Origin of the sequence: Megasphaera sp. NM10, assembly GCF_000417505.1 — a bacterium.
Taxonomy (GTDB): Bacteria; Bacillota; Negativicutes; order Veillonellales; family Megasphaeraceae; genus Megasphaera; species Megasphaera intestinihominis.
On the sequence record NZ_APHY01000022.1, the window covers coordinates 87,573 to 101,580 of the forward strand.

The 14,008-nt window shown below is 56.9% G+C and carries 12 protein-coding genes and 1 pseudogene; all 13 read right to left on the bottom strand.

The window, feature by feature from the left end; genetic code table 11:
• Nucleotides 1-27: 27 nt before the first annotated feature.
• Nucleotides 28-1,065: a cell division protein FtsZ gene (gene ftsZ / locus NM10_RS05075; protein ID WP_020310523.1), complete on the bottom strand. Its 1,038-nt coding sequence runs from the start codon at nt 1,063-1,065 to the stop codon at nt 28-30.
• Between the two features lie 119 nt (nt 1,066-1,184).
• Complete coding sequence (locus tag NM10_RS05080; protein WP_020310524.1) at nt 1,185-2,096, bottom strand: cell division protein FtsQ/DivIB; 912 nt, start codon at nt 2,094-2,096, stop codon at nt 1,185-1,187.
• Complete coding sequence (locus NM10_RS05085; protein ID WP_020310525.1) at nt 2,096-3,034, bottom strand: D-alanine--D-alanine ligase; 939 nt, start codon at nt 3,032-3,034, stop codon at nt 2,096-2,098. Before NM10_RS05085 ends, NM10_RS05080 begins: the two co-directional genes overlap by 1 nt.
• Nucleotides 3,035-3,038: 4 nt before the next feature.
• Nucleotides 3,039-4,427, bottom strand: a complete 1,389-nt coding sequence (murC, locus tag NM10_RS05090) for a UDP-N-acetylmuramate--L-alanine ligase (protein ID WP_020310526.1) — start codon at nt 4,425-4,427, stop codon at nt 3,039-3,041.
• Nucleotides 4,428-4,455: 28 nt separating this feature from the next.
• Nucleotides 4,456-5,577 carry an undecaprenyldiphospho-muramoylpentapeptide beta-N-acetylglucosaminyltransferase gene (gene murG, locus NM10_RS05095; RefSeq protein WP_020310527.1) on the bottom strand — a complete coding sequence of 374 codons (1,122 nt, stop codon included), beginning with the start codon at nt 5,575-5,577 and terminating at the stop codon, nt 4,456-4,458.
• Between the two features lie 33 nt (nt 5,578-5,610).
• Entirely contained in the window at nt 5,611-6,978 is a 1,368-nt protein-coding gene (gene murD, locus NM10_RS05100; RefSeq protein ID WP_020310528.1) for a UDP-N-acetylmuramoyl-L-alanine--D-glutamate ligase, read from the bottom strand.
• A 55-nt stretch (nt 6,979-7,033) separates the two neighbouring features.
• On the bottom strand, nt 7,034-7,999 hold the full coding sequence (gene mraY, locus NM10_RS05105) for a phospho-N-acetylmuramoyl-pentapeptide-transferase (RefSeq protein ID WP_020310529.1): 966 nt from the start codon (nt 7,997-7,999) through the stop codon (nt 7,034-7,036).
• Nucleotides 8,000-8,004: 5 nt separating this feature from the next.
• Nucleotides 8,005-9,374: pseudogene (locus tag NM10_RS05110) on the bottom strand (UDP-N-acetylmuramoyl-tripeptide--D-alanyl-D-alanine ligase).
• Nucleotides 9,374-10,879: a UDP-N-acetylmuramoyl-L-alanyl-D-glutamate--2,6-diaminopimelate ligase gene (locus NM10_RS05115; RefSeq protein WP_020310530.1), complete on the bottom strand. Its 1,506-nt coding sequence runs from the start codon at nt 10,877-10,879 to the stop codon at nt 9,374-9,376. The pseudogene NM10_RS05110 and the gene NM10_RS05115 overlap by 1 nt, the downstream one beginning before the upstream one ends.
• Nucleotides 10,880-10,978: 99 nt before the next feature.
• Complete coding sequence (ftsL, locus tag NM10_RS05120; RefSeq protein WP_239639619.1) at nt 10,979-11,347, bottom strand: cell division protein FtsL; 369 nt, start codon at nt 11,345-11,347, stop codon at nt 10,979-10,981.
• 39 nt (nt 11,348-11,386) lie between these two features.
• Nucleotides 11,387-12,319, bottom strand: a complete 933-nt coding sequence (gene rsmH / locus NM10_RS05125) for a 16S rRNA (cytosine(1402)-N(4))-methyltransferase RsmH (protein ID WP_020310532.1) — start codon at nt 12,317-12,319, stop codon at nt 11,387-11,389.
• A gap of 8 nt (nt 12,320-12,327) precedes the next feature.
• Nucleotides 12,328-12,768: a division/cell wall cluster transcriptional repressor MraZ gene (mraZ, locus tag NM10_RS05130; protein ID WP_020310533.1), complete on the bottom strand. Its 441-nt coding sequence runs from the start codon at nt 12,766-12,768 to the stop codon at nt 12,328-12,330.
• A 308-nt stretch (nt 12,769-13,076) separates the two neighbouring features.
• Nucleotides 13,077-14,000 carry a tRNA glutamyl-Q(34) synthetase GluQRS gene (gene gluQRS / locus NM10_RS05135; RefSeq protein ID WP_020310534.1) on the bottom strand — a complete coding sequence of 308 codons (924 nt, stop codon included), beginning with the start codon at nt 13,998-14,000 and terminating at the stop codon, nt 13,077-13,079.
• Nucleotides 14,001-14,008: the final 8 nt, after the last annotated feature.

A 14,008-nucleotide genomic window follows, 5' to 3' on the forward strand; every position in this document is an offset into this window, starting at 1 on the left:
CGCCGGGATCCGCTTTTTTCATGCTGATTATCTCATCCACGTAGGAATTTCTACGCCGCCGGCATTGTCTTTCGTATCGCCGGCTTTGGCTGCTGTACCAGTGCCCTGGCCAAATGCGGGAATCGAAGACGGTTCTTTGCCAAAACCCGTAGCCACGACAGTGATGCGGATGGAATCTTCCATATCCGGATCAATGACGGAACCAAAGATGATGTTGGCTTCCGGATCGACAGCTTCAGCCACTTTTTCAGCTGCTTCGTTGATTTCGTACAAGCTGATATCCGGGCCGCCGGTAACGTTGAGCAAGATGCTCTGGGCACCGTCGATGCTCGTTTCCAGGAGGGCGCTGTGGATAGCTCCATCGACAGCTTCGACAGCACGGTTTTCACCGGAGCCGACGCCGATACCCATGATAGCTTCGCCCTGGTCGGACATGATGGTCTTGACATCGGCGAAGTCGAGGTTGATGAGGCCTGTCGTCGTAATCAAATCGGAAATGCCCTGTACGCCCTGGCGGAGGACATCGTCAGCGACGAGGAATGCGTCCTTGAGGGGCGTCTTCTTGTCGATGATCTGGAGCAATTTATCGTTAGGGATAGTGATGATCGTGTCGACCTTTTCTTTCAAGTAGTCGGCACCTTTATCAGCGACTTCCTTACGGCGTTTCCCTTCAAAAGAGAACGGCTTGGTAACGACAGCCACCGTGAGGGCCCCCATTTCCTTGGCACATTCGGCAACGATAGGAGCTGCACCGGTACCGGTACCGCCGCCCATGCCGGCTGTGACGAAGACCATGTCGGCACCCTGCAGGGCCTTGACGATTTCTTCTTTGCTTTCCAGGGCAGCCTGTTCGCCGACCTGGGGATTGGCACCGGCGCCGAGGCCGCGCGTCAATTTTTCACCGATCTGGATCTTGACATCGGCTTTGGATACTTCCAGGACCTGGTCTTCCGTATTGACCGAAATGAACTGGACGCCCTGCAAGCCGCTTTCTATCATACGGTTGACAGCGTTGTTACCGCCGCCACCGACACCTATTACTTTTATGTTTGCAAACTCTGCCATATCGCATTTTCCTCCTTCAGACTCTATAACGCACACCCTGTGCAGTAGGATTCCTTATTATTTTACACTATCTTAGAAAATTTATCTACCTGTTTTTGAAAATCAAGGCCCTATGCGCCTTATTTCGTCTTGACAAGGGGCGAGCGCACATCCGTGTCGATGTATTGGACGGCCAGATGATTTTCCTGAACTTCGGCCAGCAGCGTTTCCGTCAGCTTCGCCCGTTCTGCCGGTTCATCGCCGCTGGCCAGGTGGATAGGGATGGAATCGGTCGTATAGGCGACGATGCTTTCGGGATTTCCCACGTTGATTTCAGCGATATTCTTGAGAATATCCGGCGGCAGGCTCTGGAGATAGACCATGGCCGAATGGAGGGTCGGATCTGTCACCGTATCGCCTAAGAGCAGGTTATCGACTTTCTTGCCCGTCATGATTGGCAGGGATACACCCTTGATCTGCGGCCCCAGTTCGATGACCCGCCCCGTCTTGTCGACATAGGCGAAGCCGTATAGCGTCGTGATGACAGCGGCTGGCTTGCGTTCTGTCAGGGTGACGTGGATCGTCGCCGGGAATTCCCGCGTCACTGTCGCGTCGGCAATGCGCAGGTCTTTCTTCAACCGTTCTTCCACATCGTCTGTCGACAACTGGACGACGTTGACATAGGAATAAGCCCCGCAGGCCCGGTAGACGTCTTCAAAGGACATGTTCTCGTTGCCATCGACGATGATCGTCCCGAAAGAGACCGGCGCCAGGCGCAGGAAGAGCCAGATAACGAAGACGCCGAGGACCGTAAAGATACAGCCGATACGGCGGCGCCGGGCCCAAATCTGTTTCTGCCGAGCCTTTTTCTTCTTCAGCCGTGCTGCCTGGCGGGCCTTGCGGCGGCGCTGGGCTTCTTTCTTGGCGGCCAGGGCTTCCCGGTCCGGTTCGTTCAGCGGGTCGTTCTCAAGATGAGGAGGAACAAACACATCATGAGAATCGTTAGGCAGCACGACCCGTCGCTGCCCCGTATGATATGATTTCTTTCCCATTAAAACTTACCTACCGATGCTTCCAGCAAAATCTTTTCACACAAATCTTCAAAGGACATTCCCATGGCCCGGGCGGCATCGGGGACCAGGCTGGTCGCCGTCATGCCCGGGACGGTGTTGATTTCCAGGACGAACGGATGGCCTTCTTTGTCGGTCATGATATCGACGCGGGATACGCCGCTGCAGTGGCACAGATGGAAGACATTCAGGGCCAGGTCCTGCATTTCTTTGGTCAGTTCCGGCGAAATCGGAGCCGGGCAGAGATGCTTGGCGACGCCAGGGGCATACTTGGAATAGAAGTCGTACTTGCCCGTGCTGGACACGATCTGGATGACCGGGAAGGCGACGTCGTCCATGACGGCGACGGTGAATTCATCGCCATCGATGAAGGCTTCGGCTACCAGCGAAGCGCTGTACTTGAAGGCTTCTTCCAGGGCCGGACGGAGTTCCTCCTTGGTCTGGACAATGACCGTGCCGATACTCGAGCCCTGACCGGACGACTTGATGACGACAGGCAGGTCGAAGCGCTGTTCAATGTCGGCAGTGATGGCTTCGCGGTCCTGAGTGGCGAAATAGTAGGCAAAGGGCGCTGTAGCAATGCCGGCCCCCTGGAAAGCGGCCTTGCTCATGACCTTGTTCATGCCAACAGCACTGGCCATGACGCCGGGACCGGTATAGGGGATCCCCATCATTTCACACAAGCCCTGGATGACACCGTCTTCGCCGTAGCGGCCGTGAAGGGCGTTGAAGACGATGTCGATACCCTTTTCGGTCAAGGTCTTGGCGAATTCTTTCGGTACGAGTTCGATCGTTTCGATGTGATATCCCTTTTTCGTCAAAGCGTCAGCAATGGCAGCCCCAGTGCGGCGCGATACTTCTGCTTCTGTCGAAGGACCGCCGACGACGACGGCAATTTTTTTATCTTTCATGTCTTCCATTTCCTTATTTCTCCATTTCTTTAGCTTCAGCGAGATAGGCTTCGCCGACTTTATAAATGTCTCCGGCCCCCATGGTGATGACCAGGTCGAGAGGCCGGGAATTTTCCTTTAAATAAGCCACTAAGTCTTCTTTGTGCGGGATATAGGTGACATCTTGTCCCGTCGTTTCCTTGACCTTCTTGGCAATGAGTTCCCCTGATACACCGGGGATGGGGTCTTCACCGGCACTGTAGACGTCGGTGACGATGAGTTTATCGGCTTTGGCAAAGGCGCTGCCGTACTGGTCGAGGAGCAGCTTCGTCCGCGTGTAGCGGTGCGGCTGGAAGAGGCAGACGACGCGGTGCGTCCCCATATCGCGGGCAGCCGTCAAGGTCGCATTGATTTCCGTCGGATGGTGGGCATAGTCGTCGACGACCCAGACGTCACCGACGAAGCCCTTGGTCTGGAAACGCCGTTTGGCGCCGTGGAAATGGCTCATGGCCGACGCGATGCCGTCGAAGGGCAGGCCGCAGGCATCGGCGACGGCTGTCGTCGCCAGGGCGTTGAGGACGTTGTGGCGTCCCGGTACGTTGAGGACCATATCCCCCATCTTTTCGCCGTGCTTATAGACGGAAAAATGGAGCTTGCCCTTGAGGTAATGCAGGTCGCTGGCCTGATAGTCCGCCGGCTGTTCGATGCCGTAAGATACGTAGCGGCGGCCCGTCTGCGGGGCCAGGGCGCGGATCTTGTCGTTTTCAAAGCACAAGACGGCCAGGCCTTCTTCAGGGTCGAGCTTCTGGATGAACTGCTTGAAAGCGGCGATGACGTTTTCCAGCGAGCCGTAATGGTCCATATGGTCGGCGTCGATATTGGTGACGACGGCGATATAAGGGTTCTGCTTGAGGAAAGTCCCATCGCTTTCATCAGCTTCGGCGATGACATAGGCGCCTTTCCCCAGGATGGAATTGCTATGCAGGTAATCGACTTCGCCGCCGATGACGATGGTCGGGTCCTGATGACATTCTTCAAAGACCTGGCCCAGCATGGACGATGTCGTCGTCTTGCCGTGGGCACCGGCTACGGAAATCCCCTTCCCCCAGCTCATGATATGGACCAGGGCATCCGAGCGATGGATGACAGGAATACCGCGGCGGCGCGCTTCGGCCAGTTCCACATTGGTATCGCGGATAGCCGATGAAATGACGACGACCTGGGCGTCCTGCAGGTTTTCCGGACGCTGGCCGATACAGATACGGGCCCCTTTTTTGGCGAACTGTTCCGTTACCGGAGACGCTTTGAGGTCCGAACCGGACACATGATATCCTTTTTCAATGAAAACATTGGCAATTGCCCGCATCCCAGCGCCGGCAATGCCGATAAAATGAACGTTGGTAACATCGTTCAGATTAACCATAGGTTTATTCCACACCCTTCTTTTCCTCTTACGGACGACGTTTGCGGGCAATCGACAAGGCCAGTTCGGCAATATCGTGTGCCGCCTGTGGCTTGCCCATGGAGCGGCTGGCTTTCGCCATCGCTGCCAGTGCCTTCGGATCGTCTTTTAAATGAATGATTTCTTCTAACAATTCCCGGCCTGTCAGCATCTTGTCGAGGATCATCTTGGCAGCGCCGCACATGACCAGGGCCTGGGCATTGTAGCGCTGGTGGTCTTCGGCTGCATAGGGATAGGGAATGAGGATGGACGGCACGCCGCGGACGGTCAGTTCAGCCAGACCGACGGCACCGGCCCGGTAGACGGCCAGGTCGCAGGCGGCCAGGGCGTCGGGCATATGATGCAGGTACGGGATGATACGGCTTCCCTTGCCATAGCGGCCGCGGCATTCGATGCCCGGCAGCTGCTTGACGACGCGGTCGTATTCATGGTCCCCCGTGACGTGGAGAATCTGGATATGGTCGTCGTTGCGGAAATACTTGTGGACTTCGATCATCGCCGTGTTGATGCTGCGGGCGCCGCGGCTGCCGCCGGCGACGAGGAGCGTAAACTTATCCGGGTCCAGGCCCAGGGCCTTGCGCCCTTCTTCCCGCGTCACCGTGAGGATATCCTTGCGGACGGGATTGCCCGTATAGACCAGGATATCCTTGCGCTTGAAACGGGCCGCTGCCTCTTCATAGCCCAGGGCTACGCGGTTGACGAAGCGGCTCAAAATCGTATTGGTAACGCCGGGGATGACGTTCTGTTCCTGTATCAGTGTGGGCACACCACTCAGGCTGGCTGCCAAAAGGACCGGACCGCAGACGAAACCGCCCGTCCCGATGACGACGTCCGGTTTGAATTTGTGGATAATGCCTTCTGCCTTGATCAGACTGCCTGCCGTCTTGCCCAGGGTGACGAGGTTGCGGACGGAAATCTTCCGTTCCAGGCCCCGCACGTCGAGGGTGACGAAAGGCAAGCCTTCTTTAGGGATCAATGTATTTTCCAGGCCGATTTTGGAGCCGACGTAGAGAAATTCGGTGGGCTCAATGTCGGCAATCGCCCGGGCAATGGTAATCGCCGGGTAGATATGGCCGCCTGTGCCACCTCCGGAAATAATGACTCGACGCATGTTCCTGCCTCCTGTTGTTTCTTCTAAATATCGTTAAATGGCGTTGACGATGCCCTTGAAGACACGTCCGCGCTGTTCAAAATTATCATACATGTCAAAGCTCGAGCAAGCCGGCGACAAGAGGACGGCCTGCGGTGCCTTGGCAATTTTGCGGGCCAGCATGATGGCCCCTTCCATGCTGTAACCAGTGCGGCGGATATCCTGGATACCCGCCTTCTTGGCAGCGGCTTCGAAGCGTTCGGCCGCATCGCCGATGAGGATCAGCGTATCGACGCGTTTCGCCGCCAAGGCCATGAAGTCATCGAGGGGCGTCTTCTTGTCATAGCCGCCGGCAATGAGGATGAGGTGCCCCTGCGGGAAGGCTTCCAGGGCCTTCATGGACGCATCGACGTTGGTCCCCTTCGAGTCGTTGTAATAGGTGACGCCGTGGATGGTCCGCACTTTTTCCAGGCGGTGTTCGACGCCTTTGAAAGCCTTGAGGACCTGGCGGATGACGTCGAGGGGCGCTCCGGCAGCATAGGTCAAGAGAATCGCAGCCAGGCAATTCTGGATATTATGCTTGCCGAAGAGGTGCAGGTCCGTTTCGGCACAGACGACGGTATCCTGGCCATGGAGGCGCAGGATAAGCTGTCCGTCCCGATAAAAGGCCCCTTCCGGGACTTCGCCGCACGTCGAGAAATAGACGACCGTACCGGTCATGTCTTTCGCCATGGCCCGTACCCGTTCGTCATCGTAATTGAGGACAGCGTAATCGCCCTTGTCCTGGTTGAGGAAAATCCGTTCCTTGGCAGCGGCATAGCCTTCCATCGTATGATGGCGGTCCAGGTGGTCCGGCGTGATGTTGAGGATTGTCGCGGCCTTGGCCTTGATGCTGTGCGTGAATTCGAGCTGGAAACTGGACAGTTCAGCGACGACGACGGCTTCTTTTGGCAGGTTGTCGGCCTGGGCCGACAGGCCGTAGCCGATATTGCCGCCGACGACGGTCTGACGGCCTGTGGCCTTCATGATTTCGCCGACCAGGGTCGTCGTCGTCGTCTTGCCATTGGTCCCAGTAATGCCGATCATGTCAGCATCGGTGACCCGGCAGGCGACTTCGACTTCACTCCAGATTGGCAGGCCGCGGCGGGCCGCTTCTTTCATGATCGGGATTTCCGGAGAAATGACCGGCGACGGGACGACGACATCCATGCCGTCCAAAAGAGCCGTTTCCTGGCTGCCGAAGACCAGCTGGACGCCGGCGGCCTTTATATCCGGCCACGGCTGTTCCGCCGTATCGATGGCCTTCATATCATTCAGCGTAACGGACCCGCCATGACCTGCCAGGGCCAGAGAGGCAGCGCGGCCGCTGATGCCTGCGCCGATGACTAAGAAATGTTTTCCAGAAAAATCCATGATGCTCATTGCCAACACCTGCTTTATATAAAATATCGTAGTTCAATCAGAAAAGCCGCAGGCCCTATTTGCAGGCCAGTACGACGATAATGGACAGGATCGCCATGAGAGCCGAGAAGCTCCAGAACACAGTGACGACCTTGACTTCACTCCAGCCAGACAGCTCAAAGTGGTGGTGGATCGGGCTCATCTTGAAGACGCGGACACCGCGGGTCTTGAAGGAAATGACCTGGATGATGACCGACAGGGCTTCGATGACGTACAAGCCGCCAGCCAGGATGAGGAGCAGTTCCGTCTTGGTCAAAATGGCCATAGCTGCCAGGGCACCGCCCAGAGCCAAAGAGCCCGTATCGCCCATGAACATCTTGGCCGGATGCTGGTTATAGAAGAGGAAGCCCAGGCAGGCCCCGGTCAGGGCCGTGCCAAAGATAGCGAAATGGGTATAGCCCAGGGCGACGGCGATGACGACGTAGGCAACGGACGTAATGGCGCAGGACCCGGCAGCCAGGCCGTCGAGGCCGTCGGTCAGGTTGACGGCATTGCTCGTGCCGACGATCATGACGAAGACGAAGAGATAGTAGAACATGCCCAAATCGACAGTGATGGAAGTAAAGGGAATCCACAAGGTCGTCGGGAAATGGAGAAAGGCATCGAGGATGTAGCAGAAAATCGCGGCCATGACGAACTGGCCGGCCAGTTTCTGTTTCGCCGTAAGACCCAGGTTGCGGTGCTTGATGGCCTTGATGCTGTCATCGAGGAAGCCGATGACGCCATGCCCCAAAGCCAGGAATAAGGCCAGGCCTTTGCGCAGGTCCATCGGATCGAAGATGAGGCACGATACGGTCAGCGCCGTCAGGATGAGGATGCCGCCCATAGTCGGCGTCCCGGCTTTATATTTGTGGCTCTGCGGCCCTTCTTCCCTTTCGGACTGGCGGGCATGGAATTTTTTCAATTCCTTGATGACCAGCGGTCCGAAGACCAGGCCGATGACCAGGCTGACGATGAAGCTGAGAATCAGCATTTTAAACATTCACATTACTTCCTTTCAAAATAGGGCAGTATTTTTTCCATGGCAAAGCTCCGCGAGCCCTTGAGGAGGACTGTATCGCCATCGTGGAGGAGTTCTTTCAGCTGGCGCGCCGCCTGTTCATGCGTATCCGTCGTATAGACGGCCGTCATGCCTGCAGCTTTCGCCGATTGAGCGATATCTTTGGCTAAATCGCCCATCGTGATGAGGGCATCGAGACCGGTCTGGGCGACGAGGCGGCCAATGGTTTCGTGTTCCCGTTTCGCCCAGTCTCCCAGTTCGCCCATGCCGCCGAGGACGGCGATCTTGCGGCCCTTTGTCAGCAGGTCCAGCGTGCGGATGGCTTCGGCCATGGACGCGGGATTGGCATTATACGTATCGTTGATGAAGGTATACGGCCCGATATGCAGCAGTTCCTGGCGCATGGCCATGCCGTGGTACGATGCCAGGCCGCGCTGTATCTCAGCCGCGCTCAGGCCCGTCAGCTGGCCGACGGCAATGGCTGCCAGGGCATTGTAGACGTTGTGGCCGCCGATGACCGGCACGGAAACGTCGAAAGACTGGCCGGCGCCGCTGCAATGGAAGCGGACGCCCTGCTGGTCGCAGACGATATGGTCTGCCCGTACAGCCGCCTGGTCATCGGTCCCATAGAGGACAGTCTTCCCTTTGCACAAAGCCGTCATCGGGCGGACGAAGGGATCGTCGCCGTTGAGGACAGCCGTCCCCTTTTCATCCAGGGCCTGGACGAGTTCGGCTTTGGCCTTGGCGATATTTTCCTGCGAGCCCAGCAGTTCGATATGGCTCTTGCCGACGTTGGTTACGACGCCGATAGTCGGTTCGCCGATGGCAGCCAGTTCGGCAATCTGCCTAAGCCGCGCATACCCATTTCTACGACGCAGGCTTCGTGGTCCGGCGTCAGCTGCAAGAGCGTCTTGGGCAGGCCGATTTCGTTGTTGAAATTCTTTTCCGTCTGCAAGACACGGTACTTTTCGCTGAGGACGGTAGCGATCATATTGCGCGTCGACGTCTTGCCGACCGAACCGGTGACGGCTACGACGGGGATGGCAAAGCGGCGGCGGTGGAAGCGGGCCAGGTCCTGATAGGCCTTGAGCGTGTCGGCGGCGACGAAAATCGGCGCCGTCAGCCCTTCATATTCCGGACGCACTTCCGATACGACTGCCCCGGCAGCGCCGGCAGCCAGGGCCTTATCTACGAAATCATGGCCGTTGAAAGACGTCCCTTTGAAGGCGACGAACAACGAACCCTTGGCGATGGCCCGCGTATCCGTGCAGACATCGCTGAAAGACACAGAGGCGGCCGGCTTCAGGAGCCGGGCGCCAGTGGCCTGGATTATTTCTTCGCTAGTAAAAGCAGCCATTATTTATCTCCTCTGTGCAGTGCATGGACGGCGTTGCGCGCTTCTTCGCGGTCATCGAAATGAATGGTCCCGTCGTTGAGGATCTGATACGTTTCATGGCCCTTGCCGGCGATGACGATGATGTCGTTGGTCTGGGCCAGTTCGACGGCGCGGTAAATGGCGTCGCGGCGGTTGACGATGACTTCATGGTGCTGACCCGGTTTCAAACCTTCCTTGACGCCCGCTTCGACTTCGGAAACGATGGTTTCCGGGTTTTCCGAGCGGGGGTTATCAGACGTGACGATAGGGATATCGGCCAGTTCGGCGCCGATGCGGCCCATGATGGGGCGCTTGGTCTTATCGCGGTCGCCGCCGCAGCCAAAGACGGCGATGATGCGGTTCGGCTTCATGGCCCGCGCCGTTTCCAGAGCCTTCTGCAGGCTGTCCGGCGTATGGGAATAGTCGACGACGATGGCGAAATCCTGACCGGCTTCGACGAGTTCAAAACGGCCCGGTACGGAGTGAAAGGTCTGGATAGCCTTGTCGATAGTGGCTTCATCGACGCCTTCGGCATGGGCTGCGCCGATGGCAGCCAGCGTATTGTAGACATTGAACAAGCCCGTGATATTCATGTTGAGGTGGACGTTGACGAAGGGGCCGACGACATCAAAGGAGGATTTCTTCAATTCGACTTTCAAGTTGGACCCTTTGAGGTCGGCATTCTTTTCGACACCGTAGGTCAGGACCTTGCAGTGGCAGGCCTGGAGGATATCCTTGGACCAGGGATCGTCGATATTGACGACAGCCGTCTTGTTTTCCTTGACGTGGTCGGCAGCGGTCAGGCTCTGGAAGAGCTTGGCCTTGGCGGCGACGTAGTTTTCCATGGTCTTGTGGAAATCGAGGTGGTCCTGGGTCAGGTTGGTGAAGACAGCCGTATCGTATTCGATGCCGGCGACGCGGTTCAAGGCCAGGGCATGGCTGGAAACTTCCATGACGACATGGGTCATGCCCTTTTCCTGCATGAGGGCCAGGAAGTGCTGGAGTTCGACGACATCCGGCGTCGTGTTGTGGATCGGCAGTTCTTCATCGTCGATGAGGGCGTGGATGGTGCCGATGACGCCGACATGATAGCCTGCAGCCCGCAGGATATGGGCGATGATGTGAGTCGTCGTCGTCTTGCCGTTAGTGCCGGTGACGCCGATCATGCGCATCTTCTTGCCCGGATAATCATAAAAGAACGGGACTATGTCTTCCAGGGCGTGATGGATGTCCGGTACCTGGATCTGGATAGTGCTCTTGGGCAGGTCGAGGTGTTTCGTCGTCAAGACGGCGACGGCCCCTTTTTCGACAGCCTGGGCTGCAAAGGCGGCGCCATCGACGTGGACACCGGAAATGCAGACGAAGAGATAGCCCGCTTCAATCTGGCGCGAATCCGATGAAATACCGGTGATCACCGTATCGGCACTGCCATTGAGATTATAAATGCCCTTGATCTGTTTACAAAGTTCTCCTACCGTTTTGGTCATAATCATAGGTCCTCCTTGTGACTTCTTTCTGTATTCTCTACAAGCTAAACAACAATGAGGTCGTCGCACGAAGTGCGTCGACCTCTCGGTTTTAAGCAATTATCGACGTTTTCCCCTTGCGGCCTGGTCCGTCTGGCTCCCGTAAAAGATCCGTGACGGTGCTACCATGCCCAGTCGCTTCGTCGCGGTCGTGTAAATTCGTTCCGGTGTTTCCAATTTGGAAATCTCGACGCGCAGTTCATCGTTTTCACGCTGCAGCTGCTGCGTCTCGCGCTTCACCTCCATGAGTTCTCCACTCTGCTGATACGCCCAGGATGTCAGTAGATTGGACACGATCACGATAGCCGCAATCATTCCAATCGGCAGCAGGACGTAAGCCGCCCCCCGCCGGATTGCGTCTACGGCAGCCGTCCGCCATAAGGGTATGCTCTTATCACCATGTATGTTCCCGGCTTTCCTCACCAGCATACGCAACACATCCATTTCCATGATCATAGCCCGGCCCCGTTACTTGCGGATGCCGACGCGGAGCTTCGCACTGCGGGCCCGCGGATTCGTATCCAGTTCTTCCTGCGACGGCAGGATGGGCTGGCGCTTCGTTTTTAGGATGGCATGATGATGGCACGTACAAACGGGCATGTCCGGCGGGCAGATACAATCTGTCGCCAAGAGCCTCAACGTCTGTTTGGCAATGCGGTCTTCCAGGGAATGGAAGGTAATGACGCACAGCCGTCCGCCCGGCTTCAGGCGCTGGGCAGCCTGTTCCAGGGAATCGTGAAGGATTCCCAGTTCATCATTGACTTCGATACGGATGGCCTGGAACGTCCGTTTGGCCGGATGGGGTCCGTCCTTTCGGGCACCGGCCGGGATGGCCTTCTTGATGACCTGGACCAGTTCTTCTGTCCGTTCCAAGGGCTTTTCCCGCCGCGCCTCGACGATGAAGGCCGCAATGCGCTTGGCCCACCGTTCTTCGCCGTAGGTCTTGATGATGCGGTATAAGTCGGCCTGGCTGTAGCCATTGACGATATCGTAAGCGCTGCGCTTCTGATCCCGGTCCATGCGCATGTCCAGGGGACCGTCCTGCATGTAGGAAAAGCCCCGTTCCGGCGTATCGAGCTGATAGCTGGACACGCCGAGGTCGAACATGACGCCGTCCACCTTTTCTATCCCCAATTCATCGAGCACGTCTGGCAGATAGCGGAAATTCCGCTGTACCAGGATACGCCGGCAGGCCGTATCCTTCAGCCGTTCCGTCGCCGCTGCAATGGCGTCCCGGTCCTGGTCGAGGCCGATGAGCGTCGCTTTAGGCGACAAGCGTTCGGCCAGCGCTCGGGAATGACCACCGCCGCCGAGTGTACAATCGACATAGATCCCGTCAGGGTCGGTAATTAAGTTATCTATGGTTTCTTTACGAAGCACACTGACGTGATGAAAATTCATAATTCCTCCTAAAAGTCCAAGTCCAGGGCATCGTCGAGACTTTCCGCAATTTCTTCCATGACCGGTACGGTCTTGGCAGCATACGCTTCATAAGCGTCTTTGCTCCAGATTTCGACCTTATCCCCTGTCCCCAGGACAGTCACATCCTTGACCAGCTTGGCATAGGCCCTCAATGTCGCCGGAATCAGGATGCGGCCTTGTTTATCGAATTCTACTTCGGCAGCACTGCCGAAGACAAACCGCTTGAAGGCGCGGACATTTTCTTTAGAAGCCCGGAGTTTTTTCAAACTGCCGGCCAACCGCATCCACGCCTCCATCGTATAGACAGAAAGGCAGCCTTCCAAACCGCGGGTAACGACGAACTTTGGCCCTAGTTCGTCCCGAAATTTGACAGGCAAAATAACGCGACCTTTTGCATCGATGGTATGTTCATATTCACCCATAAACATAAGGCCGCAACTCCTTTCACTTTTCACCACATTTTACCACATTTCCACACGCCGTGACAACATAATGGCGAAAAAAAAGAAGTTTTGCCTGAAAGTTTCTTCTTTCAGACAAAACTTCTTGGGGAGATTCGTGGTTCGTAGTTCGTAGTCCAAGTTAAAAGTTTGCAGTTTGAAGTTTGTAGTGAATAGTTTTAAATTTAAAGCCATCTTCTACAAACTCCGTACTACAAACTATAGAGAAAAGTAACTTCGCATAATGACAGGAACCTGAGTGCGTCTCCTCTGGCGGGCCGCCCTTTGGGCGGCCCCTACAGCATGTTTACGACGATGGGCTCGGTGCGCAATTTGTGGAAATCGCAGCGCCGGACAAGTTCATCCCGGCTATAGCGGCGCCGTTCCGGCACCAGGCCGCCGGCGTAGGCCAGGTAGGATAAGATGTCTTCTGCCGTAAGGCCCCGGTCCCGCAAGGAGCGGATAGTGATGCCGTGCTGGCGCTTGGATAGGCGGTTCCCGACTTCATCGACGAGCATGGGCACGTGGGTGTATACGGGCGGCGTATAACCCAACGTTTCCATGAGCCATATCTGCTGGGCCGTCGACGATAACAGGTCTTCGCCGCGCAGGACATGGGTGATGGCCATGGCCCCGTCGTCGACGGAGACGGCCAGCTGATAGGCATACATGTCGTCGGCCCGGCGGACGACGAAGTCGCCGCAGCAGCGCGTCAAGTCTTCGTGGAACGGCCCGTAGACGCCGTCTGTAAAGGAAATGGTCCGTTCCGGCACATGGACCCGCCACGACGGCTTCTTGGTCATCTGCTTCCGCTGGGCTTCGCTCAGGCCGTAGCAATGGCCGTCGTAGACGGTATGCTCGCCGGCATGAGGGGCGCCGACGGCCTGCAGGCGGGCGCGGCTGCAATAACAGGGATACAAGAGGCCGGCGGTTTTGAGTGTATCCAGGGCCGCCGCATAGCGGTCGTATCGTTCCTGCTGGATGTACGGCCCGTAAGGTCCGCCTATGTCAGGCCCTTCATCCCAATCGAGGCCCAGCCAGTGCAGGTCTTCCATGAGGGCCTGGGTAAAGATGGGTTTCGATCGCTGTTCATCAATATCTTCGATCCGCAGGACCAAGGTCCCGCCGGCCTGGCGCACTTGCAGCCAGGCCAAGAAAGCCGACCAGACATTTCCCAAATGGATATAGCCCGTCGGGCTCGGCGCAAAACGTCCGCGCATGACACTCA

What these genes read in the sequence shown, in the direction of transcription:
- mraY (WP_020310529.1), bottom strand. Translation starts at nt 7,999, where the DNA reads ATGTTTAAAATGCTGATTCTCAGCTTCATCGTCAGCCTGGTCATCGGC.
- NM10_RS05115 (WP_020310530.1), bottom strand. Translation starts at nt 10,879, where the DNA reads ATGACCAAAACGGTAGGAGAACTTTGTAAACAGATCAAGGGCATTTAT.
- gluQRS (WP_020310534.1), bottom strand. Translation starts at nt 14,000, where the DNA reads ATGCGCGGACGTTTTGCGCCGAGCCCGACGGGCTATATCCATTTGGGA.
- ftsZ (WP_020310523.1), bottom strand. Translation starts at nt 1,065, where the DNA reads ATGGCAGAGTTTGCAAACATAAAAGTAATAGGTGTCGGTGGCGGCGGT.
- murC (WP_020310526.1), bottom strand. Translation starts at nt 4,427, where the DNA reads ATGGTTAATCTGAACGATGTTACCAACGTTCATTTTATCGGCATTGCC.
- rsmH (WP_020310532.1), bottom strand. Translation starts at nt 12,319, where the DNA reads ATGAATTTTCATCACGTCAGTGTGCTTCGTAAAGAAACCATAGATAAC.
- murD (WP_020310528.1), bottom strand. Translation starts at nt 6,978, where the DNA reads ATGAGCATCATGGATTTTTCTGGAAAACATTTCTTAGTCATCGGCGCA.
- mraZ (WP_020310533.1), bottom strand. Translation starts at nt 12,768, where the DNA reads ATGTTTATGGGTGAATATGAACATACCATCGATGCAAAAGGTCGCGTT.
- murG (WP_020310527.1), bottom strand. Translation starts at nt 5,577, where the DNA reads ATGCGTCGAGTCATTATTTCCGGAGGTGGCACAGGCGGCCATATCTAC.
- ftsL (WP_239639619.1), bottom strand. Translation starts at nt 11,347, where the DNA reads ATGCTGGTGAGGAAAGCCGGGAACATACATGGTGATAAGAGCATACCC.
- NM10_RS05085 (WP_020310525.1), bottom strand. Translation starts at nt 3,034, where the DNA reads ATGGAAGACATGAAAGATAAAAAAATTGCCGTCGTCGTCGGCGGTCCT.
- NM10_RS05080 (WP_020310524.1), bottom strand. Translation starts at nt 2,096, where the DNA reads ATGGGAAAGAAATCATATCATACGGGGCAGCGACGGGTCGTGCTGCCT.